This is a genomic window from Mucilaginibacter agri (genome assembly GCF_009928685.1).
Taxonomy (GTDB): Bacteria; Bacteroidota; Bacteroidia; order Sphingobacteriales; family Sphingobacteriaceae; genus Mucilaginibacter; species Mucilaginibacter agri.
Genome location: NZ_WWEO01000045.1, coordinates 726,329 through 753,026, shown reverse-complemented (window position 1 = coordinate 753,026; position 26,698 = coordinate 726,329). Strand labels below are relative to the sequence as shown.

Annotated in this window: 19 protein-coding genes; 7 read left to right on the top strand and 12 right to left on the bottom strand. The window is 40.2% G+C overall.

The annotated features are described in order from the left end of the window. Positions 1-7: 7 nt before the first annotated feature. The 11 genes from GSY63_RS23330 to GSY63_RS23280 form a co-directional block, all read right to left on the bottom strand. Positions 8-2,995 (bottom strand): SusC/RagA family TonB-linked outer membrane protein, encoded by a 2,988-nt coding sequence (locus GSY63_RS23330; RefSeq protein WP_166588251.1) that lies wholly within the window; start codon positions 2,993-2,995, stop codon positions 8-10. Between the two features lie 254 nt (positions 2,996-3,249). Beyond that, positions 3,250-3,897, bottom strand: coding sequence for a response regulator transcription factor (locus tag GSY63_RS23325; RefSeq protein ID WP_166588250.1), 648 nt, complete (start codon positions 3,895-3,897; stop codon positions 3,250-3,252). Between the two features lie 5 nt (positions 3,898-3,902). After that, a complete protein-coding gene (locus GSY63_RS23320; RefSeq protein WP_166588249.1) occupies positions 3,903-4,703 on the bottom strand; it encodes a sensor histidine kinase in 801 nt (266 codons plus the stop codon). After that, a complete protein-coding gene (locus GSY63_RS23315) occupies positions 4,687-5,343 on the bottom strand; it encodes a hypothetical protein (RefSeq protein ID WP_166588248.1) in 657 nt (218 codons plus the stop codon). The genes GSY63_RS23320 and GSY63_RS23315 overlap by 17 nt, the downstream gene beginning before the upstream one ends. 15 nt (positions 5,344-5,358) lie before the next feature. After that, positions 5,359-5,826: a hypothetical protein gene (locus tag GSY63_RS23310; protein ID WP_166588247.1), complete on the bottom strand. Its 468-nt coding sequence runs from the start codon at positions 5,824-5,826 to the stop codon at positions 5,359-5,361. Positions 5,827-6,103: 277 nt separating this feature from the next. Next, positions 6,104-6,928 (bottom strand): enoyl-CoA hydratase/isomerase family protein, encoded by an 825-nt coding sequence (locus tag GSY63_RS23305; RefSeq protein ID WP_166588246.1) that lies wholly within the window; start codon positions 6,926-6,928, stop codon positions 6,104-6,106. Position 6,929: 1 nt separating this feature from the next. Further along, complete coding sequence (locus GSY63_RS23300; protein ID WP_166588245.1) at positions 6,930-7,778, bottom strand: hydroxymethylglutaryl-CoA lyase; 849 nt, start codon at positions 7,776-7,778, stop codon at positions 6,930-6,932. Continuing rightward, positions 7,775-8,932, bottom strand: a complete 1,158-nt coding sequence (locus GSY63_RS23295; protein WP_166588244.1) for an acyl-CoA dehydrogenase family protein — start codon at positions 8,930-8,932, stop codon at positions 7,775-7,777. The genes GSY63_RS23300 and GSY63_RS23295 overlap by 4 nt, the downstream gene beginning before the upstream one ends. A 53-nt stretch (positions 8,933-8,985) precedes the next feature. Beyond that, a complete protein-coding gene (locus tag GSY63_RS23290; protein ID WP_166588243.1) occupies positions 8,986-10,581 on the bottom strand; it encodes an acyl-CoA carboxylase subunit beta in 1,596 nt (531 codons plus the stop codon). 179 nt (positions 10,582-10,760) lie between these two features. Continuing rightward, a complete protein-coding gene (locus GSY63_RS23285) occupies positions 10,761-11,477 on the bottom strand; it encodes a LytR/AlgR family response regulator transcription factor (protein WP_166588242.1) in 717 nt (238 codons plus the stop codon). Continuing rightward, the gene (locus tag GSY63_RS23280; RefSeq protein ID WP_166588241.1) at positions 11,464-12,390 is read right to left on the bottom strand and encodes a sensor histidine kinase; all 927 of its coding nucleotides are present in this window, start codon (positions 12,388-12,390) and stop codon (positions 11,464-11,466) included. The genes GSY63_RS23285 and GSY63_RS23280 overlap by 14 nt, the downstream gene beginning before the upstream one ends. 644 nt (positions 12,391-13,034) lie before the next feature. Between GSY63_RS23280 and GSY63_RS23275 the strand changes: the two genes are divergently transcribed. The 3 genes from GSY63_RS23275 (at position 13,035) to GSY63_RS23265 (ending at position 17,065) form a co-directional block, all read left to right on the top strand. Beyond that, on the top strand, positions 13,035-13,565 hold the full coding sequence (locus GSY63_RS23275) for a hypothetical protein (RefSeq protein ID WP_166588240.1): 531 nt from the start codon (positions 13,035-13,037) through the stop codon (positions 13,563-13,565). Positions 13,566-13,576: 11 nt separating this feature from the next. Further along, the gene (locus GSY63_RS23270) at positions 13,577-14,356 is read left to right on the top strand and encodes a DUF1223 domain-containing protein (protein ID WP_166588239.1); all 780 of its coding nucleotides are present in this window, start codon (positions 13,577-13,579) and stop codon (positions 14,354-14,356) included. A 255-nt stretch (positions 14,357-14,611) separates the two neighbouring features. Continuing rightward, on the top strand, positions 14,612-17,065 hold the full coding sequence (locus tag GSY63_RS23265) for a bifunctional YncE family protein/alkaline phosphatase family protein (RefSeq protein ID WP_243749307.1): 2,454 nt from the start codon (positions 14,612-14,614) through the stop codon (positions 17,063-17,065). 61 nt (positions 17,066-17,126) lie between these two features. On the opposite strand, the gene GSY63_RS23260 is transcribed toward GSY63_RS23265, so the two are convergent. Beyond that, complete coding sequence (locus GSY63_RS23260) at positions 17,127-19,505, bottom strand: ABC transporter permease (RefSeq protein WP_166588238.1); 2,379 nt, start codon at positions 19,503-19,505, stop codon at positions 17,127-17,129. A gap of 664 nt (positions 19,506-20,169) precedes the next feature. Here GSY63_RS23260 and GSY63_RS23255 point away from each other — a divergent pair. The 4 genes from GSY63_RS23255 to GSY63_RS23240 all read left to right on the top strand — a co-directional run bounded on the left by GSY63_RS23255 (position 20,170) and on the right by GSY63_RS23240 (position 26,692). Further along, entirely contained in the window at positions 20,170-22,806 is a 2,637-nt protein-coding gene (locus tag GSY63_RS23255; protein ID WP_166588237.1) for an SLBB domain-containing protein, read from the top strand. A 522-nt stretch (positions 22,807-23,328) separates the two neighbouring features. Continuing rightward, complete coding sequence (locus tag GSY63_RS23250) at positions 23,329-24,303, top strand: MraY family glycosyltransferase (protein ID WP_166588236.1); 975 nt, start codon at positions 23,329-23,331, stop codon at positions 24,301-24,303. Between the two features lie 32 nt (positions 24,304-24,335). After that, positions 24,336-25,010, top strand: a complete 675-nt coding sequence (locus tag GSY63_RS23245) for a hypothetical protein (protein ID WP_166588235.1) — start codon at positions 24,336-24,338, stop codon at positions 25,008-25,010. Positions 25,011-25,057: 47 nt separating this feature from the next. Next, on the top strand, positions 25,058-26,692 hold the full coding sequence (locus tag GSY63_RS23240) for a capsule assembly Wzi family protein (RefSeq protein WP_166588234.1): 1,635 nt from the start codon (positions 25,058-25,060) through the stop codon (positions 26,690-26,692). Positions 26,693-26,698 lie beyond the last annotated feature (6 nt).

Below are 26,698 nucleotides of genomic sequence, written 5' to 3'. Positions count from 1 at the left end.
TATTTGATTAAAACCCTGCATTTAAACCTAAAGTAAATGTACGCGCGTTTGGATAGGCCGTAAAGTCTATACCTCTCGATGGAATTCCATTTAACGAGTGATCGGTATTAACCTCAGGATCCAAACCAGAGTAGCTGCTGATCAGGAATATGTTCTGACCGGTTAAGCTTAATCTCAAAGACCTGATAGTTTTCCAGTTTGCTGCAGAGAAAGTATAACCCACAGAAACGTTTGACAGCCTTAAGAAATCACCTTTTTCTAAGAACCTCGTAGATACGCTACCAGAGTTCAACGGATTTTCTGTGCTGGTTGCCGCATCATAAGTTACATTTCTTCCGTTTTTCAAACTTCCTTTCAGGAAGTAAGCGTTGGCAGTATTGTTGTAGATTACAAACCCGGTAGCTGCATTTAAGAATATGCTGGCATTAAACTTACCCATGGTGAAATTGTTAGTTAAACCAGTAGAAAATTTGGGTATACTATTGCCAACAATAGACGATAGTCCCTGATTTGCGTATTGCGATATACCGTTTGCATCAAAGCCGGTAAATGTGGGTAGATAAAAAGAGCCCAGCGCATAACCTCCTCTAATAGTTTGAGCATAGGCACCAGATAGACCCTGACCGTTTACAGTACCGGTTGGTATCACCCTGCCGCCAAAATCTTCTACGCTATTTTTTAAGAAGGTTGCATTGTACAACACTTCCCACGTGAAGTTTTTATGCTGGATAGCCTGTAAGTTAAGGCTCATATCAAAGCCCTTATTAACTACTTTACCCGGTAAATTCACCCAGCGTTGTGCAGAAACTGACGGGGCTGGATAATCTTGTAAGAATAATAGGTCGGCAGTAGAACGATGGAAATAATCAACCGAACCGCTCAACTTGCTTCCTACGATAGCAAAGTCAAGGCCAGCACCATATGATGTAGTGGTCTCCCATTTCAACGATGGACTTGCCGCATTTATTTGCGAGTTGGTGCCATTAAGTTGTGCTTGCCAAACTACAATAGACGAGTAAGGCGCAAGCCCATCCTGGTTACCGGTTTGGCCATAGTTTAAGCGAAGGCTTAAATCATCAAATACTTTTTTAGGAGCAAAGCTTTCGTTAGAAATACGCCATTTTAAAGCACCGGCAGGGAAATATCCATATTTGTTGTTTTCACCAAATTTAGACGATCCATCTGCACGCATGGTAAATGTAGCATAGTATTTTTCTTTGTAGTTGTAGTTTACACGTCCAAAGAAAGATTGCAATTCATATTTAGAGCTATCACCATAAACATAAGGAACAGAATGTTTAGCGAAGTCAGCCAGGCTGGTTGGAAATTTATTTTTATCTATCTGGCTATCCCAAATATCATTGAATTGGTAATTTTTAAAAACCTGGTAAGCATAACCACCCAAAACATTAAAAGAATGATCGCCTACTTTTGTATCATAAGTTAAGGTATGTTCTAAGGTTGTAGATCTCAGCTTTTGATTTTGTACGATACCTCGTCCGTCGCCGGTAACTGCCGGGATACTTGGACTGTTGCGGATACTTTGGCTGCCAGTGTAACCGATTAATCGGCTATCCATATAAGTTTGTCTTTTTGAACTTGAGTTGTCGTAGCCGAAATTTAGCTTGTAAGATAAGCCTTTAACTATTTTCCAAGTGCCGGCAATGTTTGTTAAATACCTGTCGATATTATCCCGGTCGTTAATGTATTCCAGCATGTTAGCCGGGTTGCGGAAGTTTGCATCGCTGTTATTATACCAGCTGCCATCCGCATTTTTAATAGGGTAGGTAGGGTTAGCTAACAAGGCGGCTCCAATTAAGCTACCTTCAAAACCAGCGTTGTCTGTAATTGGCGCGTACTGATTTTTTACGTTAGAGGCTGTAAAGTTCAGATCGATCCGTACTTTATCTTTAAATAAGTTTTGCGAGGCATTTAAGCGACCGGTTAACCTTTTAAGGCCCGAATTTTCAACTATACCTTGTTGATTATCGTAGCCGAAGTTAAACCGGTATATGGTTGATTTTCCCGCATTACCGTAACCCAAATTATAGCTTTGAGAAATACCGGTACGGAAAATAACATCCTGCCAGTCGGTATCGCCGCCTTTGTTTATAACACTTGCAGTTCCGCCAGCCTTGGTTGCATAGGTTACGAAGTCAGCAGCATTCAACAAGTCGTAGGTTTTCGCCGGGTTTGCTACACTGGTGCTTACAGCCAATTGAAAACCCTGACCCTTTGTACCCTTTTTGGTGGTGATTAAGATAACACCGTTGGCACCGCGTGAACCGTAAATAGCGGTAGCTGATGCATCTTTTAATACGCTAATATTCTCAATATCAGCTGGGTTTAAGAAAGATAATGGGTTTCTGGCTGATGACATACCAGCTCCGGCATCGATCCCGCCAGAGGTCCCGCCATTATCAAGAGGTACTCCGTCGACTACATACAGCGGCGTATTGTTGCTGCGAATAGAAGAAGCTCCGCGGATGTTTATGGTAACACCTGCGCCAGGTTCGCCACTTGCAGGGGTAACCTGTACGCCAGATACCCTTCCTTGTAATAATTGCTCCGGAGTGGTAATAACACCTTTGTTGAAGTTTTTTGTACCTAAGGAAGCAACCGAGCCTGTTGCGTCTTTTATTCTTTGGGTACCATAGCCTATAACAACAACCTCATTGAGGTTACTGCTTGTAGATGCAAGGCTAACATTAACATTGGTTTTGCCGGTAATGTCAACTTCTTCCCTGCCGTAACCGAGATACGTTACAACAAGCGTGTTGGCATTAGGAGGGACTGATAATTTGAATGATCCATCAGCCTTGGTGATTACACCGATTGTTGTGCCTTTGACAGAGACTGATACACCATCTAAAGCAGAACCGTTCTTTCGGTCCGAAATTTTTCCCGTAACTGTTCTATTCTGCGCAAATACTGATACAGAAAAGAGGCAGCACAAAAAAAATATACTTACACTAAGTAAACTTTTTGCACACATAAATATTAGGTTTAATGGTTAATTGGTAAACGAATATACTATATTGTAATAACAGTATTACAATACTTGTCAAATTAATTATGAACTTTTTATGAGTTTTTTATGAAGAATAGCCCTGTGATTTGAGCTATTTGAGTGGAATGACGATGATTTTCGTAACAATTCAAGTACAAATTACGAAAAATTCAATGTTGCATGCAATTTTTTAATTTGTTGCATAATATGGCAAATATTGCTGTAGAGCGTATTTTCTATTATATAATACCGCTTTTAACAGCAAACATAACCAGGCCCGCTGTATTTCGTACGCCTATTTTATCTATCAGGCGCTGGCGGATACCTTCAACAGATCGGGGGCTTAAAAATATTTCGTGACCGATTTCGGCAGCCGTTTTTTCATTACATATTAGTTTTAGCACCTCCATTTCGCGCTCAGTAAAATCAATCTGTTGGTTAAAAGATGGCTTGAAATTTCCTCTGAGCACAAGCTTTTTCAGTAATGCTTTGTTTACAATATCATTAAAGTAATACCCACTTTCATGAGCTGCGTAAATGGCTTTTCTGATTTCTTCGGGTTCGGTATTTTTTAGCAAATAACCATTCGCGCCGTTTTCCATCAGGTGTATGATAAATTTATCATCATCATACATGGTTATCGCAAGGATTTTTACCGATGGGAATTTCTTTTTTACTTCCCTGGTAGCTTCAATGCCGTCCATTAACGGCATTTTCAGGTCCATCAATATTACGTCAACATCCAGACCATCCAGCCGCTCTAATAGCTCAACACCATTACCGGCTTCGAGTACAACGTGCAAATTACGATCGGGCTTTAAGCCAATTTTTAGTCCATCACGATAGATGGCATAATCGTCGGCTATCGCAATTTTTATCTGTTCCATTAGGTTTAGGTTTTAGGTATGTAAATCTGAATATAATAATGATCAGAGCTACGGGAAAAATTGATATTTCCTTTAAGTAAATTTACGCGGGTCTGAATGTTCTTTAAACCCAGGCCGCTACTAGTAAAACGTAATTTTTCGAAAATAGGTTGCGTTAAACCAACTCCATTGTGCTTAATAATTATAAAAAGGCTATCCTTTTCATAGGTCGAACTAATATTGATCTCGTTTGGCTGCGCATGTTTTATAGTGTTATTCAATAACTCCTGAATAATTCGATAGATGCTGATATCTTTTTGCGGCAATAGGGTGGTGGTATAAGTAGGGTCGAGTGCGGTTGCCGTTTTAATTACAGAACCGTGTGCTATTTTATCGGCGAAATGCTTAATGGCTTCGTTTAAACCAAATTCCTGCAAAATGTGCGAATGCAGGCTATGCGATATATCTCTTATTTTATTAATGCAGTCGTCTAAAAGTTCGTTTCCCTTTTCATATAAACCCTTGTTGTCTTTAATTTCCCCATCAAGTTTAAGCATCCTAAAATGTAGTTTAGCTGACGACAACAGTGCACCAACTTCGCTATGAAGTTCTTCGGCAATGCGATGGCGTTCTGTTTCTTCACTACGCACCGCGGCCTCTATCATTTGAAACTGCTGGCTTTGCTGTAAAGCATGAAGCGACTGCTGATATTGAATTTTTTTACGCTGGGTAAAAATAAAGATTAGGAGGATGCTTATAAATAAGAGCAGCATAGCTGCAATGCCTACAACAACTAAAAGGCGTATATCGTTATTTGCCTGGTTCATACAAAGATTTCGCTATAAAAATGTTAAAGATGATGTAAGAAATATTATGCACATTCCACAAACTCACGGCAAATGCCTGGAGGTGAATTGTTATTTCGTTGTAAAGCAGGAAAATGAAAAAGTTAATAGCTGTGTAGATACCCAGGCCGGTAGCTATCCAGAAATCGGGAGTGAATATGTTCACCTCAACGTTTTCGTTAATTTTAAAGAGGTAGTACTGCAATACGTAAAACAGCAGAAAAAAAGCTTCTACAGATAATAACCTGCTGCTGAATTGCCAATAGTTAAAAAAGTTTTCGAAGAAGCAAAAATTGATTAGGAGGAATGCAAGAAATATCCAGGGTACTGCTTGTTTAATTTTTACCAGGAATGGTTGTTTTAGGCCAATAAAAAATGCACTGAACAAATAAAATCTGACAACTGAATGTACGTTGTACAAATAGTTGTTTGAGTTTAAATCAGCAGGTATCCAGGTTCTTAGTTTCCAGATAAGATCTATCAGTAGGTTAATGAACAAGGCTGCCCAAATGTAAAAAACAACCGGTTTATAAATTGCCGGCTGTTTTTTATAGATAAAGATAGGAATGAATAATGCCCATACTTCCGACCAATCGAGTATCTGCTGTATTAGATGATGCATGTTTTCATCAGAAACTTAACTGCCCATAGTTGCCGGGGGCGATGGGTTAGTTATGGTATAATCGTCTGGATTACCCGGTGACGTATCTCCAAGAGACTTTTTATAAGGATGCACGGTATAATAAATATGATTATCGTCATTTAAACCCGGAGTGAAAATCAGATAGTCTGGCTGGTTATCGGGATCACCGATAAGGCTTTGCATTACAGCTATCGGGATATAGTTATTGCTCATAATCACAGGCCCATCAATTTCTAAAGCCAGTTTGCGGTAGGGCTGTAAAATATCCGTGTACTTACTATAGGTGTTATCGTTACAATCGGTACCAGTACGTGCAAATGCTATTAATTGAATATAGCTGTCGGGGTCGGCAGAGTAAAACGAAAAAACAAAGTTGTTGATGTCAGTGCAATGTTTAATCATCTTGCGAATGTCAACCACTTCATACTTCAAATAATAAAATTTAAGCCGATGTTTTTTCATGTGAATTTAGGTTAAGTGTATTTTAATTTATTTAGTGACAAAGGACTGCGAACTACTAATAGCCTTCGCTATTTCAAATTTAGAATATAGGTTTTCAATTTTTGCCCGTATATCTACGTATCTTAAAAATTGGGTGTTTTTACGGTTTAGGGTCGTGTTTGTTGCACCTGATATTATACAACCCTGCGATATTTAAAGCTAACGCTTTAAATATTGGCTACTAAAGATTTGGATTGCCAGCTCTATTTGCAGAGATTGGAACTTTAAGTGAAGACGATCAGCTGTTTTTCCATTCAGGTTGCCTGCGCTCTGTAAAAGCTTTGATGCCCTCTACAGCATCTTCCGAATTTCTGATCTTATCTAATTGTTGCGACATAAACGTAAACTGTTGGGTCGGGGGTACGTCATCAATCTTGGAAAATGCTTCTATCCCTTTACTGATAGCGAAGGGAGAGTTGCCCAATATAGTTTCAATCAGCGTAGCGCAGGTTTCATCTATAGTATCTTTCGTGCATAAATGGCTTACCAATCCAAACTCTTTAGCTTTCGCTGCTGCGTAGTTCTCGGCTAGTATGCACATTTGCAATGCCTGGCGAGGTGTGGTTACCCTTAATAAAGATGCTATCACTTGCATCGGGAAAATGCCACGCTTAACTTCAGGCAACCCGAATGAGGCATTATCTGAGGCCGCCACAAAGGTACATCCGCAAATAATGAGAAATGCACCCGCCAGTGCTGGACCTTCTACTTTCGCCACAGACGGTTTGGTGAACAATCGGAAGGCATCCCCCAGATTTATAGCTTTTTGTGAATTGGGTAAAGTGTTATTTGGAGTATCAAGATCGGGGTTTTGGAATACCGTAAGATCCATACCAGCGCAAAAAGCCGGGCCATTGGCGTTGATCTGCACACACCAGATGTTTCGCTGGTATTGGGCGTACGCCAAGGCATAGGCAATTTCATTTACCATAACTGGGGTGAAGGCATTTCTTTTTTGAGGCCGGTTTAGGGTTATGGTAAACAGATGATTATCCTCAGTTACTTCAATAAAGTTGAACCGAACATTTTTGAACTCTACTATGTCGTTTTCGGTATAAAACATTTTACGCTATGATTAAATGTTGAAATGAAACCTTAAGATCATCAATAGTTTGCTGAATAGTACCAACGTTAATTTTTTTATCTCTGACAAACTCCACGAGGTTTTCTGTGGCCATATTGCCCACTAATTGGTCGCTTGCCATAGGGCAACCACCATATCCCATTATAGCGCCGTCGAACCTGCGGCAGCCCGCCAGCCACGCCGCCTCCAACTTTTCTTTCCAGGTATTGGGTGTGGTATGCAGGTGTGCTCCAAATTCTAAATGCGGATAAGTTGGTATGAGGTTGCCGAACAGGTAGCTAATACTTTGAGGATTGGCAACTCCCACAGTATCAGCTAGTGAAAATGTCTTAATGCCCAATTGGTTCAGGACATCAACCCACTTGAGGGCAATCTCGCTGTTCCATTCCTCGCCATAGGGGTTGCCAAAGCCCATAGAGATATAAATCACCAGTTGCTTGTTATGTTTGGCGCAAAGCTCTTGAATGACCTTAACGCGATCTAACGATTCTGCGATGGTAGAACCTGTATTTCTTAATTGAAAGGCTTCAGAAATAGAAAATGGGTAACCGAGGCAGGCTATCTCTTCAAATGAACAAGCATCCAGAGCACCACGTTCATTAGCTACAATGGCGAGAAGCTTTGATTTGGTAGAAGAAAGATCAAGCATGCGGAGCACCTCGGCCGTATCAGCCATTTGAGGTACCATTTTGGGCGATACAAAGCTTCCAAAATCTATTGTGTCGAAACCTGCTGTTAGTAATTGATTAATGTACTGAACTTTCGCCTCTGTTGGGATAAAGTGCTTGATGCCCTGTATGGCATCCCGGGGGCATTCTATCAGTTTCATACAAACAGGGCTTCTTCCATTATTATTCTCGAAATTACAATTTTCTGGATCTCCGATGTACCCTCACCAATGGTGCATAGTTTAGCGTCGCGATAGTACTTTTCGGCCGGATAATCTTTAGTGTAACCATAACCACCATGAATCTGTACCGCTTCATTGGCAATCTCGACACATGCTTCAGATGCATAATATTTGGCCATGGCAGATAGCTTAGTCACCTTCTCGCCCCGGTCTTTCAGATGCCCTGCCTGGCGGATTAATAGTTCTGATGCTTCAATTTTAGTCGCCATATCAGCCAGTTTAAAGCCAATAGCCTGAAATTGCGCAATAGGTTTGCCGAATTGTTCGCGCGCTTTGGCGTATTTAATGGCAGCCAAGTAAGCGCCTTTAGCAATACCTAATGAGAGTGCAGCTATAGAGATGCGGCCACCGTCCAACACTTTTAAAGATTGGATAAATCCGTCGCCAACCGCACCCAAAATGTTTTCTTTTGGTATCCGGCAGTTGTCGAAAAACAGACACGCCGTTTCGGATGCGCGCATTCCCAATTTATTTTCCTTTTTTCCTGCGGTAAAGCCGGGAGTTCCCTTCTCAATAACAAAAGCACTCATAGCATGCGAATCGCCTTTTTTACCTGTACGGGCTATTACCACGGCTACGTCGCCACTGATGGCATGTGTAATAAAGTTTTTCGATCCGTTTATAATCCATTCATCACCGTCTAACACGGCAGTGGTTTTCATGCCCCCTGCATCAGAGCCAGTCCCCGTTTCTGTTAAACCCCATGCACCTATCCATTGCCCCGAAGCCAGTAAGGGGAGATATTTGTTTTTCTGTGCCTCGGTACCAAACGTTAACAAATGATTGGTGCATAATGAATTATGCGCCGCAACCGATAACCCTATCGATCCGCATACCTGCGAGATTTCATCAAGGATGCTGATGTACGCTTGGTAATCGAGTCCCGAACCACCATAGGCTTCGGGCACAAGTACACCCATAAAACCATGTTCGCCCAGTTTGCGGAACAAGTCTACCGGGAATACCTGTTGCTCGTCCCACTCCATTACATGCGGACGGATGTAGGTTTCGGCAAAGTCTTTAGCGCTATGTTTAATCAGCGCTAATTGTTCATCTATCGTGTCGGTATTCATAATTTAGCTTTTTATAATGGTTACAATTGGGAGATATTTAAAAGTGCACCAGTTTAAGTTTGAATCACACCCACATTATATCGTTCGGTTATGGGTGCATGATTAGCCGCTTCGATACCCATTGAGATAATCTTCCGGGTTTCCAACGGATCAATTACACCATCTACCCAAAGCCGTGCTGCGGCGTAGTATGGGCTCAATTGTTCGTTGTATTTATTAGTGATCTTATCCAGTAAAGCCTTTTCTTGTTCCGTACTAATCTCAACGCCCTTAGATTTTAGCGCTGCTTCTTGTATCTGTAGTAAAGTTTTACCGGCAGATGCCCCACTCATAACGGCCATTTGCCCGGTTACCCACAAGTAGATCAATCTCGGGTCATAAGCCTTACCGCACATGGCATAGTTGCCTGCGCCATAGGAGTTACCGATAATAAAAGTGAACTTGGGAACAACTGAATTAGCCATAGCCGATACCATTTTGGCACCATCTTTAATAATGCCGCCATGCTCAGACCGGCTGCCCACCATAAATCCGGATACATCCTGCAAAAACACCAGCGGGATCTTTTGCTGATTGCAGTTCATAATAAAACGGGCCGCCTTGTCTGCCGAGTCTGAGTAGATAACGCCACCCATTTGCATTTCGCCTTTTTTAGATTTTACTACTTTGCGCTGGTTAGCTACAATACCAACAGCCCAGCCGTTGATGCGTGCCAAGCCACAGAGCAGTGTTTGACCATAAAGTTCTTTGTATTGCTCAAATTCGGAGTTGTCGACCAATCGGTCAATAATCTCCAGCATATCATAAGGCTTGGTGCGGTCTTGCGGTAATATCGTCGAAATTTCTTCGGGATCTTTTTTAGGTGGAAAAGGGGCTACGCGATCGAAACCCGAGGTATTTTGATGTCCTAACTTATCAAACACGTTACGTATCGCATCCAAACAGGAGGCCTCATCGGGATATTTGTTGTCTGTTACACCCGAGATCTCTGAATGGGTACTTGCACCGCCGAGCGTCTCATTATCTACCTCTTCGCCAATGGACGATTTTACCAGATACGATCCGGCCAAAAACACCGATCCGGTTCCCTCTACGATAAAGGCATAATCAGACATAATGGGTAAATATGCCCCGCCCGCTACACAACTGCCCATAATAGCCGAAACCTGCACAACACCCATCGACGACATTTTTGCATTGTTGCGAAATATGCGGCCAAAGTGCTCTTTATCAGGAAATACCTCATCCTGCAGCGGCAAATAAACACCGGCACTATCTACCAGATAAATAATTGGTAAATGGTTTTCCATGGCTATTTCCTGTGCGCGTAATATTTTCTTAGCCGTAATGGGAAACCATGCGCCGGCCTTAACGGTAGCATCGTTTGATACGATAACGCACATTCGTTTCGCAACATAGCCCATAACGGTTACCACGCCGCCGCCTGGGCAGCCTCCTTCTTCTGCATACATACCGTCGCCTGCAAAAGCACCAACTTCTAACAGCTCGGTTCCGGGATCAATTAAATAATCTATTCTTTCCCTTGCAGTTAGCTTGCCCTTTTTTTGGTGCGCCTCAATTTTCTTTAGTCCGCCACCAAGCTTAACGGTCTGTAGCCTGCTGGCCAAGTCCTTCAGTAGTGTATCCATAGAAGAAGTTTATACTAAGTATATAATTGGTTTACAGTCGAAAGTGTTCGGTTGCTGTATAAAAATACTATGCATGCATAGTATTTTTATACAAAAGTCTAATTAATCGCGACAATTCAAAATATTATCACCGATTTATTTTGTTTGGGATGAAAGTGGAAAAGCGAGACGAAGGTTTGTTACTTTTCGCTGTGTTCTAAGATGTTCATTACGAGTTCTTTGTAGCTTCTGCCTATAGGAAGTTGTTTCGTTCCAATTTCTACATCGGTGCTGGTATAGGCATCGATTTTTTCTTTGGCTATCATAAAAGAGCGATGGATACGCAGAAACTCTGATTTTGGTAATTGAGCCTCTATTTGACCTAGTTGAAATTTGGTAGTAACCGTTTTATCCGCGGTAAAAATGCGCACATATTCTTTTAGGCTCTCAATGTAAAGTATATCCTGAAAATGGATCTTAACCTTTTTTTTACCGGTGTTAACAAACATATAATCCTTGCTGCCAGGAATGTACACCGATGAGGCTACCGTTTTGGCCGAGGCAAGCAATTTAAGCTTATTAATTGCCCGTAAAAATCTGCTGAACTCAATGGGCTTTAACAGGTAATCTACAATATTCAGGTCGTAACCCTGCAAGGCATATTCGTGGTAGGCAGTAGTGATAATAATATGCGGCGGGTTTTTGAGTGTTTGAATAAACTCGAGCCCTTTTAGCTTAGGTAAATTGATATCTAAAAAAATGAGATCAATATCGTTGGAGCGCAGGTCGTCGAGCGCATGGATGGCATCGCTATAAGTTTTTTTTAACGACAAAAATGGTATATCGGCAATATAATCCTGCAAAATCTCGGCAGCAAGCGGCTCATCTTCAATAATGATGCAGTTATATTGTTCCATGGCTGTTTAAATTTACCTCAAGGTTTACGTTAAAGCTATCAGACAGGTTATGCAATTGTAACGAAAACTGTTTATACATCAGTTCTAATTGTCGCCTTACGTTGCTTAATCCAATCTTCTCGGTTACTTCACTATTGTTATTATAATCCTGTGTGTTGTATACGCTAAAGTTTAAATAGCCTTCTTTTAAGCTTACATTTATGGCTATGCTGGTATTGCCCGTAGTTTCGCTCAGTCCATGTTTAAAGGCATTTTCAACAAAAGGAAGCAGGATCAATGGGGTAATTTTCTGGTCGCAGTTGTCAATCTCCTTTTCAAATGAAATCTGCAGCCGGTTGTTGTATCTGATTCTTTCCAGTTCAACATAATCTTCCAGAATACGCAATTCCTCCGAGATGGTAATTGCATCCTTACCCGACTCGTAAAGCATAAACCGCAGTAGTTTAGATAACTTTAATACCACATCCGGTGCCTGGTCAGATTTTTTACGAGCCAGACCGTAAATGTTATTCAGCGTATTAAAAAGAAAATGAGGGTTGATCTGGTTCTTCAAAAATTTTAGCTCCGTTTCGAGCTTGTCTTTCACCAGGTGTTTCTCATTTTTTAGGTGATGGATCTGCATCCTGAATAGCTTTAAAGCTACGGCCAGCGCACTCACGTAGCCAATATCGAAAATAGCTGATAGCAAAATGGTAACACCCAGGTTATCGGAGAAAACGTATTTGGTGGTAGGATATAATAATGGGTTAACAATGTAGTATCTACCCAAACGATAGATAAATATGGCCACCATGGCAGCCACTATAATTTTACATACCACCTTAAAAACCGGCTCTTTTTTAATTAGCAGATCGCTTACCGTAAAATTCATTAAATAGTACGAGAAGGCCATTTTAGCTGGTAAAACTGCCAAATTAAATAAAATGGCAAAGCCCCAAACGTGCCAATGTTTATTAGGTGGGAACATATCATGTATCCATGCATATTCAAACCAAGTTCCCTGAATACAATAGGCAAACCAGAATAAAAGGTGCCTGTAAAACTTACTCTTCACTGTTTGAAGTTCGGCATTATTTCGGCAAAAAATCAATAATAATATCAATGGTGCCCATGGGTATATAAACGGCACTTTGTGGTATACGTTTGTTACACCGCTTTGGTTAACAGGTATCTATGGCTAATAAACATGCTTATAGCGGCTATGCTGTTAAATGAGTGGCCAAGTTTAAATATTTGTTTATAACAGTTTTTCGTGCGGAGAATCTGTTGAGTCAGTAAGTTAGATTTTAACAAGGAAAGGCTTCGCGAGGGGGCCTTTTCTTGTGTTGGGATATTACAGATTACAACCTTTTACCTATTAATGGTTCATTTAAATATATGAATACCAAAAAGTATTCTATACCAGCTTACTGTGGGGAGGTAGCGCGTTATGGTCTACAATGTTTTTACCGCTCTGCAATGCTTTATAACTTACTTATGTTAACCGTTAACTGATAGAGGTTCAAGTTGTGGGAGCAGGGGAGGGTGAGAGCGCTCTTGCTCCCTTTTTTAGCAGACATGCCAATTAAAGTAAACATGGAAATACGTACCAATTATCACACATTAAACAAAACAACTGACAAGGGATTTATACTTGTTATATTCGTAACATGGCTTTTAGCCGGTACTATGGATGCCCTGGCCGCTACCTTCATTCTTGCCGGCGGAAACGGCGCAGGTGTATTTAAATTTGTAGCTAGTTCGCTTTACGGAAAGGCCGCTTTTAGCGGTGGTTCTGATATGGTACTGCAAGGTTTAATTATCCATTATCTGATAGCCCTGGTATTTACCAGGTTTTATTTCTATTTATACCCACGCTTAGCGTTTCTAAAACGGAGCGTAGTTATAAACTGTATCCTATATGGCCTTTTTGTATGGTCGGTAATGAATTTGATAGCAGTGCCGCTAACCCGTATCGGCTGGCGTGGCATACATGCACAACCGGCAATTGTAAACGCTGTTATCTTAATATTTTGCATCGCCTTGCCGATAACGCTTATGGCATCAAAATACTATAATACTAAACCCATCAGCTCTAAGAACCTATAAAACCGATTTTTATGAAAAGGATGATTTTATTGTTGGGCTTATTGAACACTATAGCTTGTGCTCAAACCAATCCACCACAGCTTACTGCAAAGTTTACAGGGAGCGATGGTGGCTTTGCAGTGTGCGAACTATTTACTTCCGAAGGTTGCTCGAGCTGCCCGCCTGCTGATGCATTATTAAAAACACTCGAAAAAGACTATCCGGCAAATAACGTATATGTAATGGAATTCCATGTTGATTATTGGGACAAACTTGGCTGGAAAGATAAATATAGTAATCCGGCCTACACCAAGCGACAAAATGCTTATTGTACTGCCCTGCAATCACAAACATACACGCCCCAAATGATAGTGAACGGAAAACAACAGTTAATTGGATCTGACAAAGCCAAAGTGCATTATGCAATAGATGAGGCATTAAAAAAAGATCAGAAATCTTTATCCATTGAATATAATGTTATAGTAAGAGATGAACAGGCCGACATAACTTTTGTATCGGAGGGTTTTGATAAGAAAGATATTCTCAATGTTGCCCTGGTTCAGAGCGAAGACTCTTCGGCAGTAAAAGCTGGTGAAAATAATGGACATACCTTGCGACATGTAAATATTGTAAGGCAATTTGTGTCTTCGCCGCTTAAAAACACTTTCGGTAAGCTTAGTATTGATATACCTGGCGAATTAAAAGACAAATCATTAAAACTGATCGTTTACACCCAAAATCACAAGAGCCTGGCTGTAACTTCGGCCACTGCTTTGAATCTTGACAAAAATGCGAAACAAACTAGTCTTTAACTCAAATAAACTTTATTCCTTGTATTTAAGTAGAGTAGTTTAACTAATTATATCCCAGAATAATTAGTTGAAAAGCATCCTGAAGGGGATGCTTTTTTTATTGGCATCAACGTAACAAAACACTGGATTGATATATACTTAACATTGAATTAATAAATACATCACAGGCACTGTTGACATTTACCCGATGGTTTTGTTTCCAGTTAAACCGAACCATAACTACATCAATAAAATTATAGTCTGTACATTTATTATATGAATAACTTATTCAGAAACACAGGTTTGGTTGCTACGCTGATGGCAATATTTGCCGGAGGTGCAATGGCGCAGTTTCCCGGTAAAATAAAGCAAACCAATCAGATATTATTACCCAACGGCTGGAAATTAAGTCCAGCGGGACGATCTATTCAATTGGGCGATTTGCCGTTGAATATGCAACTGAGCCCATCGGGCAAAATGCTTGCCATAACCAACAATGGGCAAAGCACGCAATCATTACAGCTAATAGACCCTATACATGAAAAACAGCTGGACGAAAGGCAGCTAGATAAATCGTGGTACGGATTGGCCTTTAGCAGTGACGAAAAGAATCTTTATGTATCGACAGGTAATGATAACAGTATCCTAAATTTTGGCATTAAGAATAATAAACTGAAAAACCCGGATACGATCAGGCTGGCCGAACCATGGCCGAAAGGCAAAGTGAGCCCCGCCGGAATGGTGGTTAACAAAGACAATAGTAAGCTATATACGGTTACCAAAGAGGATAGTAGTATTTATATCATCGACCTGAAAAAGAGCAGCATCATTAATAAAATTCAGCTTCCAACTATTGCTTACAGCTGTGTGCTCTCTCCCGATGAAAAAACACTTTACGCATCTTTATGGGGCGGAGAGGAAGTGGTGGCAATGAGTACTGAATCTGAGAGCATTACGGCGAGTATCAAGACGGGTAGTCATCCGAACGAGCTATTGATGAATAAAAAGGGCACATTATTGTACGTTGCCAACGCCAATGATAATTCTGTTTCGATCATCAACACGGCAACCAATACGGTTATCGAAACCATGTCGACATCATTATATCCTACTAAGTTAACCGGATCTACTACCAACGGGCTTGCTTTATCCGCCAATGAGAAAACGCTTTACATAGCTAATGCAGACAATAACTGCCTCGCTGTTTTTGATGTTAGTAATCAGGGGAATAGCAAAAGCCAGGGCTTTATTCCGGTAGGTTGGTACCCGACGAATGTTAAAGTATTGGGGAATAAAATATTGGTAACTAATGGTAAGGGCGAAACATCGTTACCTAACCCACAAGGCCCTCAGCCCATATCTAAGGCAGACAATAGCGGCTACCAAACAGGCAGTACAGCCAATAGCAGACTGCAATACATAGCTGGTTTATTTAAAGGCACGCTATCTTTTATTGATGTGCCGAAAGATGATGAGTTGAAAATATATACTAAACAGGTATATGCCAATACGCCTTTCAGCGATAAAAAAGCAATAACCGCCGAAGGCGAAACTGGTAACCCTATCCCGCGTAAGCAAGGAGAAGTATCACCAATTAAGCACGTATTTTATATTATTAAAGAAAACCGCACGTACGACCAGGTCCTAGGCGATTTACCCAAAGGAAACGGCGATAAATCACTGTGCTTATTTGGCGATAGCATTACACCTAATCACCACGCGCTGGCAAACGAATTTGTACTGATGGATAACTTTTACGTAGACGCGGAAGTTAGCGCCGATGGTCATAACTGGAGTATGGCTGCCTACGCAACGGATGTAGTAGAAAAAACCTGGCCAACCAGTTACGGGGCCCGTGGAGGTACAACCAATTACGAGGGCGGCCGTAAGGCAACTTACCCTCGCGACGGCTTTATTTGGGATTATTGCAAACGCGCGGGCCTAAGTTATCGCAGTTATGGCGAGTTTGGCGACTATGGCCATGCCAACCTAAAAACATTGCAAGGCCACATGTGTCCACAGTCGCCGGGTTTTAACCTGGATATTAAAGATCAGGTTAGGGTTGATGCCTGGGAACACGATTTCGATTCCTTGGTAACGGCAAATGCCGTCCCTCAACTAAGTACTATCCGCATCTCTAACGACCATACCAGCGGGCAGAAAAAAGGTAAATACACACCAATTGCTGCGGTAGCGGATAACGATTTAGCTATCGGAAGGTTGATCGAACATCTGTCTAAAAGTCCGATATGGAAAGAGTCTGTTGTATTTATTTTGGAGGATGATGCACAAAACGGGCCCGATCATATTGATGCTCACCGTTCGCCGGTTTTTGTGGCCGGGCCTTACGTGAAACGTGATGCGGTTGTACATAGCATGTATTCAACTTCAGGCGTCTTACGAACTATCGAGCTAATTTTGGGCCTTCCGCCAATGAGCCAATATGATGCGGCAGCGTTGCCAATGTATGAGTGCTTTACCAGTAAAATGGACGCTACACCATATCTGTGCAAACCTACCCGGGTGGACTTAAACCAGCGTAATGTTGCCGTAAACAAAAGCAGTAAACGTTCTGAATCTTTTAACTTTTTGAAAGAAGATGCGGCACCTGATCTTGATTTGAATGAAGTAATCTGGAAATCGGTAAAAGGAGAAAGTTCGGTAATGCCCGCACCCAAACGTAGCGCCTTCGTAATTCTGGAAAAGAAGAAAAAGGATGACGACGACTAATCGAAAGATGAAAAACAACAAAGGCGCCAATGGCGCCTTTGTTGTTTTTCATAAGCAAGTTTTATTCGCTACGCAAACTTTTAACCGGGTTGGCTAAAGCCGCCAATATAGATCTGTATCCAACTGTAATAGAGGCAATAATGAAGGTTAAAAGTATCGATATCAGGAAAATGCCCGGGCCAATAGTGATGCGATATTTGTAATCTTGCAGGTATTTGCTCATAGCCCACCAAGCCAAAGGCGCAGCAATTAAGAATGCTATAATCAAGAGTCGGCAAAACTCTTTACCAAATAGCCATAAGATGCTGCCTATGTTAGCACCAAGTACTTTACGTACACCAATTTCTTTAGTTTTGCGCACGGCCATAAATGATACCAGTCCATAAAGTCCAAGGCAGCCAATTACTACTGCTATACCTGCAAATGCTTCGATTAATCTTAACAGGATATTATCCATTTGATAAAACTTGTTGATACTATCATCCAGAAACTCGTATGAGTACAATTCTTCAGGAAAAGTCTCGTTCCAAACCCTTTCAAATGCTGGAAGTGAAGTTTTGGCACTGCCCATATTTATTTTAATAGCGCAGGTAGAATATCCCCGATAATCGGGCATAATGCATATTGGCGAAATTTCTCCATGGAATGAATAATTGTAGAAATCCTTTACAACGCCAACAATAGGGGCAGTCGTGTGCTTTCCATTAATGCTTAGTATTTTACCAATTACATCTTGCGGTTTCAGATTGAGCTTTTTTACAAAAGTTTCGTTAACTACAAACTCGCGTGTGCTGTCGGCAGGGAAGAAGTTGCGGCCGGCTATTAATTTCAATCCAAAAGTTTTCAGATAATTTTCGTCGGCAGTTTTGGTGTTAATGCCCCAATGTTCTTCCTCCGCACGATTGTCGTAGTTTACACCTGTGCTATTGTTTGATTGTGATGCCGGCGGGCGATAGCAAAAAGAAATGTTCTCAACGCCTTGAATCTCGCTAAGGCGGTTACGCATGGTAGTGAGCTTTGCCTTATCATTTTGTGGCAAAGGTAAAAGCACTACGGCATCTTTTCTAAAGCCAAGATCTGCAGTTTGTGAATAATGCAGTTGCGATACGATAATAATAGTACCGATAATTAACACCTGCGAAATAGAGAACTGAGTTACCACCAACACTCTTCTCAACGAGAAGCCACCAACATGCTTTTGCGAAAGCTTACTTTTAAGCGCCATAATAGGTTGAAACCTGGCCAATACCAAACCGGGATACGAACCTGAAAGAAATACGACCACCACGCTAATGATGGCAATAAATACTGATAGCTGCGCCCAATTAAACTGCATTTCCGATGTAAATAACTGGTTTATTGAAGGTAATGTTAAGAAAGACAGCGCTACAGCCAGTATAATAGCCACGAAAGTGATGAGTGCCGTCTCGGCGATAAATTGCCAGAAAAGCTGGCGGGGTAAACTACCTAATACTTTACGTATGCCCACTTCTTTAGAGCGATTGAGAGCTTGAGCTGTAGCCAAATTAACAAAGTTAACACAGGCAGTAATGATCAAAAATATGCCGATAAAAAATAGCGCCCATAAATATTTTCGATCTACAGATGCATCCAGTTCGGTATTGAAGTGAATATCATTAAGCGGTTGAAATTTAAATTTCCAAACTTTAAGATCGCGGCCTGTATAGTGCTTTTTAACCATCATATCACCTGCGGCATTTGCCTGTTCGATGGTAGTGCCGGGTTTTAATAATGTAAATACTTCACTGCCACTATAAACGCCACCCCAGTTGTTTTCGCGTTCTTTATCGGTGTATTGATCCATGTTGGAATATGATACATAGATCTCCTGGCGACGGTCGGTATTTGGAGGAATATCTTTCAGGATTCCGGTAATTGTAAAGTTGATTTTGTTATCTAATTTAATAACCTGGCCCATTGCGTTACCGTCGCCAAAATATTTATGTGCAATTTTCTGCGTTACAACAGCTTCGTTGGGGTGCGTTAGTATGGTTTTTTTGTTACCGCTTATCAACGGGAACGTCAGGATATCAAAAAACTCGGGTTCAGTGAATGCAACGCCAGTTTCTTCCTTAAATTTTTTAATATCGCTGCCCTTTGTTATAGTAATCAGGTTATCACGAAAATTGATAATACGCGCCGTTTTTTCAGCGATTGAAAAATCATTCCTGAAAGCTTTTCCTAAAGGTTGCGGTACGCCCGACGAACGGCCTACGCCATCGTCGTGCCACTCGGTGTAAGCTCTATAAACCCGGTCGCCATTTTTATGAAAATTGTCGAAACTCAGGTTGTAGCTGATGAGTGTGAATATCAGTATCCCACAGGTAATGCCTAATGCCAAACCGATAACACTAATGGCCGCATAGGCCTTGTTTCGTTTAAGGTTGCGCCAGGCAATTTTTATATAATTCTTTATCATGATAGCGTAAGTTGAAATTGCAAAACGATATTTTTCAGACAAGTTACTTTAAAACATATACCACAAATACAAGTGTCTGTTAGTTAGATATTTATGTTGTATGTAGCTTTGTTATTATGTTCGTATCCGTAACAGCAGGTGTACGGTTATGATACATTTATCAAGATATTATTATCAATAATAGACAAACCGGGTGTATTTGCGCAAACGGTTATTAGAAATGGAGTCGAAAAGAAGTTTTTTAAAGAACGAAAAATTGATTTAGATTTTTTATTGCTTATATACAACTGTTTAAAGCAATCGGTGATTCTTAAAGCAAAAAAAAGCAAACAAAATAGGCCAAGAATTGCTATGTGCATTTGATAACCACGATGTCCGGAGGCCTGTTTTAAGCCTATATGATTATAAATATTTCTGTATATTCGTCGCATTATCACGAAATGAAGTTGCCTTAAATGAAAAATATGTTAATTCAAAGAATTGCTGGGAAGGATAACCAATTAAGCCTTAGTAACATCAACAATAATTGTGTTGAAGACACATTCATTATCGAGGCCTGAGACCAATATTAATAATCATAAACACTTTTTTTAAATAACTTTGACATACTGTTTGTAATGCAAATAGTGTAGTTTTTTACTGAAAATAGTATCCATTTAAATATATGAATTTGAAAAGAGCCATTACTGCGCTTATTTTTTTTCTGATAATCATTGTTTCACAAACAGCCTTTTCGCAGTCAAACCTCGGCGATGTTAAAGTTGACGATCTTACTGATACACAGGTTAGGCAATTGATGCAGAAGGCGGCTTCTGTAGGATATACAGATGATGCACAAATAGCGCAAATGGCAGTAGCTCAGGGAATGAGTCCGGATGAAGCCCAAAAACTAACGTTGAGAATTGATAAGATTAAGAAAGAAGATAATAATAACAATAACAATAACAATAACAATAACAAGTCGTCCGGTAATAACAACCAATTCCAAAACAATGGGTACAACGGTCGATCATATAATAGCTATGCAGATACCACTGATACGTCAAGATTGGGGAAAAGAAATCTGGAAAATAATCGTAACAAGAAAATGCGCGACGCATTTGGTAATTTGATACCCAAAATATTTGGCGAAGAGCTTTTTAGAAATAGCAAAATATCTTTCGAACCGAATTTAAGAATGGCTACACCCAAAAGCTACGTCATCGGCCCGGACGACGAGCTGTTAATAGACCTGACAGGGGATAATGAGGCCAATTATAATTTAAAAGTTAATCCCGAAGGCACGATACGATTGCAATATGTAGGACTCATTGCTGTTGGAGGGCTTACTATTGAAGAAGCTACTTCTAAAATAAGGGCTGCAATGTCCAAAACGTACCCAGCCTTAAGGACTGGCAGAAGTAACGTTTCTATCAATTTGGGTAATATAAGAAGTATAAAGGTTACCATAATTGGCGAGTCGGTTAAACCGGGTTCTTATACTTTATCGTCGCTCTCAACTGTTTTCAACGCTTTGTATGCTTCTGGCGGGCCTAATGAAAACGGATCATTCAGAAAAATACAGGTAATCAGAAATAGTAAGACCATTGCTACTATAGATGTTTATGATTTCCTTTTAAAAGGTATTCAAAAAAATATTAGGCTACAGGATCAGGATGTTATTAATATCCCAGTTTACGAAGCCCGTGTGGAGATGGGAGGAGAGGTTAAGCGCCCTGCATTATACGAGGTGCTTAAGACCGAAAATTTACAGAATGTTATTGATTTTGCCGGCGGGTTTACAAGCCAGGCTTATACCGCAAATATTAAGGTGTTACAAAACACTAATAAGGAACGTAAGATAGTTGACGTGGACGCGGATCAATTTAGTACTTACAAACCTATCAACGGGGATAAATATATTATTGAGATGATTCTCGACCGATTTGAAAATCGCGTTGAGATTTCAGGCGCAGTTTTTCGTCCAGGTAAATATGAGTTGGAAAAGGGTATGACCCTGAAACAATTGATTGCTAAAGCGGATGGCTTAAAGGAAGATGCCTTTTTAAATCGTGGATATATTTCAAGGCTAAATCTCGACAATACACCTTCTTTGCTTTCGTTCGATGTGGACAAAATTATAAAGGGTACGCAAGCTGATATATCACTTCAACGAGAGGATAAGATCACGATATCTTCCATATTTGATTTAAGGGATGAATATCAGGTCGAGATCAAAGGAGAAGTAAGAAATCCGGGTATATTCAAATACGGTGATAATATGAACCTGGAATCGCTGATACAATTGGCAGGCGGTTTTAATGAAGGTGCTACCCCCAATCGGATTGAAATTTCACGCAGGGTAAAAAATAGTGATGCCATGTCAGTATCGGCAACAACGGCCCAGATATTCACAGTCAACATCGATCAAAATTTAAAAGTAGTTGGCGATCCTTTTATTTTACAGCCATTTGACATCGTATCTGTGAGGGGATCTGAGGGTTATCAGGTACAAAAGATCGTTAAGATAGAGGGTGAGGTTTTGTATCCCGGCACTTATACTATACAACGCAAAGACGAGAAAATATCTGACGTACTAAAAAGGGCTGGCGGTTTAACGGCAATGGCCTTTCCAGCTGGGGCATCCTTAAGGCGTCCGGGTCCCGAAGTACCTAAGGATAAAAATAAGGAAAAGAGTAATAACGGTAACGGCGAAGGTGATGATAATCCTTACGGGAATAACCGAAACCCATATAACAATAATTCCAGAAACAAAAATAGCTCTGACATATCTAAAGACGATACCGAAAAATTAATGAATCTTAAGCGCTTACAACAAGCCCAGGGGGTAAAAGATACCACCTCTTTACAGCAAGATTCTTTATCGTTGCGGAGCGATTTTGTGGGTATTGACCTGGTTAGGATAATGCAAAAACCGGATTCGAGGTATAATTTGCTTTTGGAAGACGGCGATGTTATTACTGTACCTAAAGAGCTTCAAACCATAAGGGTTTCGGGAGAGATTTTAAAGCCGATTAATATTGTTTATAAACCGGGTAAAAGCATGGGTGAGTACATCAACGAATCGGGAGGGTTTACTTATAATGCAAATAAAAAAGGCGCTTACGTGGTATATGCTAATGGATCAATAAAATCTACGAAGAAGTTCTTATTCTTTTACGATTACCCGTCTATAAAGCCAGGGGCAGAGATATTTGTGCCTAAACATCCACCAAGAGAAAAAATTGGAATTACAGGGATTGCAGCAATTGCATCAGCATTATCATCTTTTGCTGTGATTATTGTAACATTAATAAAGTAACGGTAGTATAGGCCTTGCGAATTGAGTATGATATAAGTAAAGATTTTGTCATAATATGGTGTGCAAAAGGAAAAATAATTTTACAATTTTGAGAATACCCTTAATTCCAGTGGCCAATCCCAGGCAATTTAAAATCTATGATCAATGGAATACAAAAAAGTTATTATTTTGATATAGCTGGGGCACGGCAAAAAAGAGCATCGTGTTAGTAGAAGACAGTGCAGCTATTCTTCAGTGTGTTGGAAAATTGGCGACATAAAATGTAACAGATCGCCGCCACCTTAGTTTTTGATTTGTCGCAACTCATTGCACTTCAATTAACAAGCCTAAGCCGGCAAATATGCACATCGGGATTACTAAACTGTTGGATAGGCTAGGTGGAAGAGGAAGTGCCAGATTTTCTACTTACCAATGAGTTAAACAAAATAATTTCTGATTTGACATTTAACGATGACAAAGCTGTAATTCCTTTTGGTTGGAAACCGGCTCCCGTTTTAGAGAGATTTAAGATTCAATAACTACATGTCTGTATATATAATAGTAATAATTTTATTTTTTTTGCTTGTAATTGAAATTATCTATTTTAAGATAGCAGGTCATTATAATGTTATCGACAAACCTAATCATCGCAGCTCACATTCTAACTTGACCATCAGAGGGGGCGGGATTATATTCGCATTAGCACTTTTGTTGTACCCTTTGTACAATGATTTGATATATCCTTGGTTTTTATTGGGACTGTTGATTATTGCTTTCATTAGTTTTATCGACGATGTAAGACCCCTGAGTAGTAAATTGCGCATTCTTTTCCACTCGATAGCAGTGGCGTTATTATTCATTCAGATACACCTATTTACGCTCGCTTTTTACTGGGTTGTTCTTGCGTTGATATTCGTAATAGGCACCATTAATGCCATCAATTTTATGGATGGAATTAACGGAATAACTGGATTATATGGTTTAGTTGCATTGGGGACTTTATACTATACAAACACGTTGGTTAGATTTACAACGGATAGCTTTTTGTTGACAGCTATACTATCTGTATTAGTGTTTAACTTTTTTAACTTTCGAAAAAAAGCTAAATGTTTCGCTGGAGATGTTGGTAGCGTAAGTATTGCTTTTATTATTGTGTTTTTTATGTTCCAGCTTATTTTAAAAACACAAGATGTAAGGTATATTCTGTTGTTGTTAGTTTACGGTTTAGATACATCTACCACCATTATTTTTAGATTAATTAGGAAAGAGAATGTGTTGGAAGCCCATCGAAGTCACTTTTATCAGTATCTGGCAAATGAACAAAAGATACCTCATTTAATTGTTGCAGCAATATATGGCTTAGTACAATTATTAATTAATATTGCACTATTGAGTTTTGTGCCGCATTCATTACCTGTAATTTTACTGTTTACGATATTAAGTGCCGTATTATTTGTCGGGGTTCGTTTTTACATCGAAGGGACAAGCCATCTCCTAAAAAATACTAAGGCTAAATAACCGGCATTTATTGTAGTGTCTTAAATCTATTTATGAAAAAAATTTACAACCGGATCAAGAAGCTCCCTTTTTTAATTCTCTTCTTTCTAGCATCGCTGTTTTTATCATGTGGCAAAGATGTTAAAAGTGAAAAAGAAGTTTATAGTAACGACTTCGAGTCGGGCGATCTTAAGAATATTGATGGAGGTTTACTAACAACGTTCAACAAGACTAAGGTTTTAGGCCGTTATAACACGGGTGGGTTTAGCTTAACGGTACCGAATTTACCTAAGCACGATCTTATCGAAGTATCTTTCGATTTGTATATCCACGATACATGGGAGGGTAATAGCATTCAGGAAAGTTTTGCTGGACCTGATATGTGGACGATGTCAATTGACGGTAACCCCTATATTAATACCACCTTTTCCAATTCAGACTGTATCGCCGGCAATTTCTGCCCACCTCAATCTTATCCCGATAATTACCTCAATAGTTATAATAACCCCAAAACGGGAGCTTTCCGTACAACCCTTCCAGGTGCGTGCGCCTTGGCCTCTAGTCCCAAGGGTACAACTCAGTATAAGATAGTAAAGCAGGTAGCCCATTCGGGTAGCACTGTTACGTTGCAGTGCCTTGCAAAATTGATTCAAACGAATGTTTCCGACGTGTTATGCGACGAGAGTTGGTCAGTTGATAATATTAAAATTAAAGTAATTGCCCTATGAGGTTAATAAAGAGTGCATTTGTATGCGTCCTACTCGCCATAATAAAATTGAGCACACAAGCACAAACAATACCGGTAGGCTCTACTATGGAAGACTATTATCGGAGACAGCAATTAATTGATAATAAAGATTCATTAACTTCATTTACAGCTCGCCCTTTTTTTCCAGTGGCAAGCAGTAAAAATGTTTTTTATCCCGATTCGACTGAGAAAGGGTATAATAAATTTTCTCCGGGTAATGTGTGGAAAGAAGACGGTTTTAGTTTCATGCTATTGCCGGTTAGTGTGCAAACGCAATTTAATCGCAATTCGCCCTATGGTTGGAACGATGGTGCTATGGTGCCCGCAAAAGGATTGCAAACATTGCTGAGCGCAGGTTTTTACGCGAAGTACAGTATTTTATCAATTCAGATCAGACCTGAATTTGTAAGTGCGGCCAATCAAGACTTTACGGACATGAATAAGAATAGTTATTCAACCTTTGTCGCGAGGTATTATGACGTTTATAACAATATAGATCTTCCTACTAGATTTGGCACGGGCGCTTACAGCAAAGTTTATGCTGGCCAAAGTAGCATAAGATTAAACTATAAATCTCTTTCATTCGGGCTTTCAACAGAGAATCTGTGGTGGGGGCCAGGCATTCGAAATTCGCTGTTGATGAGTAATAGCGCCCCTGGTTTTGCGCATTTTACATTAAATACTACAAAACCTATAGAGACATCAATTGGCTCTTTTGAGGGACAGTTTATTGCCGGGCGCTTAAATAATGCAAATATCAACCCTTTAACACCAGGATGGGACTATTTTAGTAACCCACTTTACTTGCCAAAACCTAGTGATTGGCGTTACCTATCCGGGTTTGTTGTAACCTGGCAGCCTAAATGGGTTCGAGGTTTATTTTTGGGTATGACCCGCAGTGCGCAATCTTATAGTAATGACTTACATAGTTTGGGTAGTTATTTACCTTTCTTTTCCCCTTTTAAGAAGGTAACTGCCGACGAACCTATAAACAAGCGAGACACGAGAGGCTCGATGTTTGCCCGCTGGGTGTGGCCAGAAGAACACGCAGAAGTATATTTTGAATACGGTATTAACAATAACACTAATACTTTTAGGAATAGCTTATTGGAACCACAGGATGGAAGAGCATACGTATTCGGCTTAAGAAAGCTATTGCCGTTTAATGCCAGCAGGCATGAGAATATAATGATAAGCATTGAAGCCACACAACTCGGGGGTACCACAAACAATAAAATATTGGGTCTTTCAGAATGGTATACAAATCAATATATCAGGCAGGGGTATACCAATGACGGGCAATTGTTAGGCGCAGGAATTGGACCCGGTGCGAATTCGCAAACCTTGGACATTAGTTGGGTAAAAGGCTTAAAGCATATTGGTATACAATTGGAAAGGTACTTGCACAATGACGATTTCTATTATTATGCCTTTGTGGATACGCAAGATTGGAGAAGACATTGGGTGGATATGAGCGGTGGACTCACTGGCGAATGGAATGTGAGAAATTTTATATTCAATGCTAAATTTCTGGCAATACATTCGTTAAACTATCAGTGGTATCTTGACCGTTCGAAGGAGGTAGCTGGAGGCCCGTATTATGTCGGAGGGCAAAATGCTTTTAATTTACAGTTGCAGGCCGGAGTAACTTACAGATTTTAATAAACC

What these genes read in the sequence shown, in the direction of transcription:
- GSY63_RS23245 (WP_166588235.1), top strand. Translation starts at nt 24,336, where the DNA reads ATGAAAAAAATTTACAACCGGATCAAGAAGCTCCCTTTTTTAATTCTC.
- GSY63_RS23290 (WP_166588243.1), bottom strand. Translation starts at nt 10,581, where the DNA reads ATGGATACACTACTGAAGGACTTGGCCAGCAGGCTACAGACCGTTAAG.
- GSY63_RS23300 (WP_166588245.1), bottom strand. Translation starts at nt 7,778, where the DNA reads ATGAAACTGATAGAATGCCCCCGGGATGCCATACAGGGCATCAAGCAC.
- GSY63_RS23320 (WP_166588249.1), bottom strand. Translation starts at nt 4,703, where the DNA reads ATGAACCAGGCAAATAACGATATACGCCTTTTAGTTGTTGTAGGCATT.
- GSY63_RS23255 (WP_166588237.1), top strand. Translation starts at nt 20,170, where the DNA reads ATGAATTTGAAAAGAGCCATTACTGCGCTTATTTTTTTTCTGATAATC.
- GSY63_RS23250 (WP_166588236.1), top strand. Translation starts at nt 23,329, where the DNA reads ATGTCTGTATATATAATAGTAATAATTTTATTTTTTTTGCTTGTAATT.
- GSY63_RS23315 (WP_166588248.1), bottom strand. Translation starts at nt 5,343, where the DNA reads ATGCATCATCTAATACAGCAGATACTCGATTGGTCGGAAGTATGGGCA.
- GSY63_RS23305 (WP_166588246.1), bottom strand. Translation starts at nt 6,928, where the DNA reads ATGTTTTATACCGAAAACGACATAGTAGAGTTCAAAAATGTTCGGTTC.
- GSY63_RS23295 (WP_166588244.1), bottom strand. Translation starts at nt 8,932, where the DNA reads ATGAATACCGACACGATAGATGAACAATTAGCGCTGATTAAACATAGC.
- GSY63_RS23330 (WP_166588251.1), bottom strand. Translation starts at nt 2,995, where the DNA reads ATGTGTGCAAAAAGTTTACTTAGTGTAAGTATATTTTTTTTGTGCTGC.
- GSY63_RS23260 (WP_166588238.1), bottom strand. Translation starts at nt 19,505, where the DNA reads ATGATAAAGAATTATATAAAAATTGCCTGGCGCAACCTTAAACGAAAC.
- GSY63_RS23275 (WP_166588240.1), top strand. Translation starts at nt 13,035, where the DNA reads ATGCCAATTAAAGTAAACATGGAAATACGTACCAATTATCACACATTA.
- GSY63_RS23270 (WP_166588239.1), top strand. Translation starts at nt 13,577, where the DNA reads ATGAAAAGGATGATTTTATTGTTGGGCTTATTGAACACTATAGCTTGT.
- GSY63_RS23265 (WP_243749307.1), top strand. Translation starts at nt 14,612, where the DNA reads ATGAATAACTTATTCAGAAACACAGGTTTGGTTGCTACGCTGATGGCA.
- GSY63_RS23310 (WP_166588247.1), bottom strand. Translation starts at nt 5,826, where the DNA reads ATGAAAAAACATCGGCTTAAATTTTATTATTTGAAGTATGAAGTGGTT.
- GSY63_RS23325 (WP_166588250.1), bottom strand. Translation starts at nt 3,897, where the DNA reads ATGGAACAGATAAAAATTGCGATAGCCGACGATTATGCCATCTATCGT.
- GSY63_RS23285 (WP_166588242.1), bottom strand. Translation starts at nt 11,477, where the DNA reads ATGGAACAATATAACTGCATCATTATTGAAGATGAGCCGCTTGCTGCC.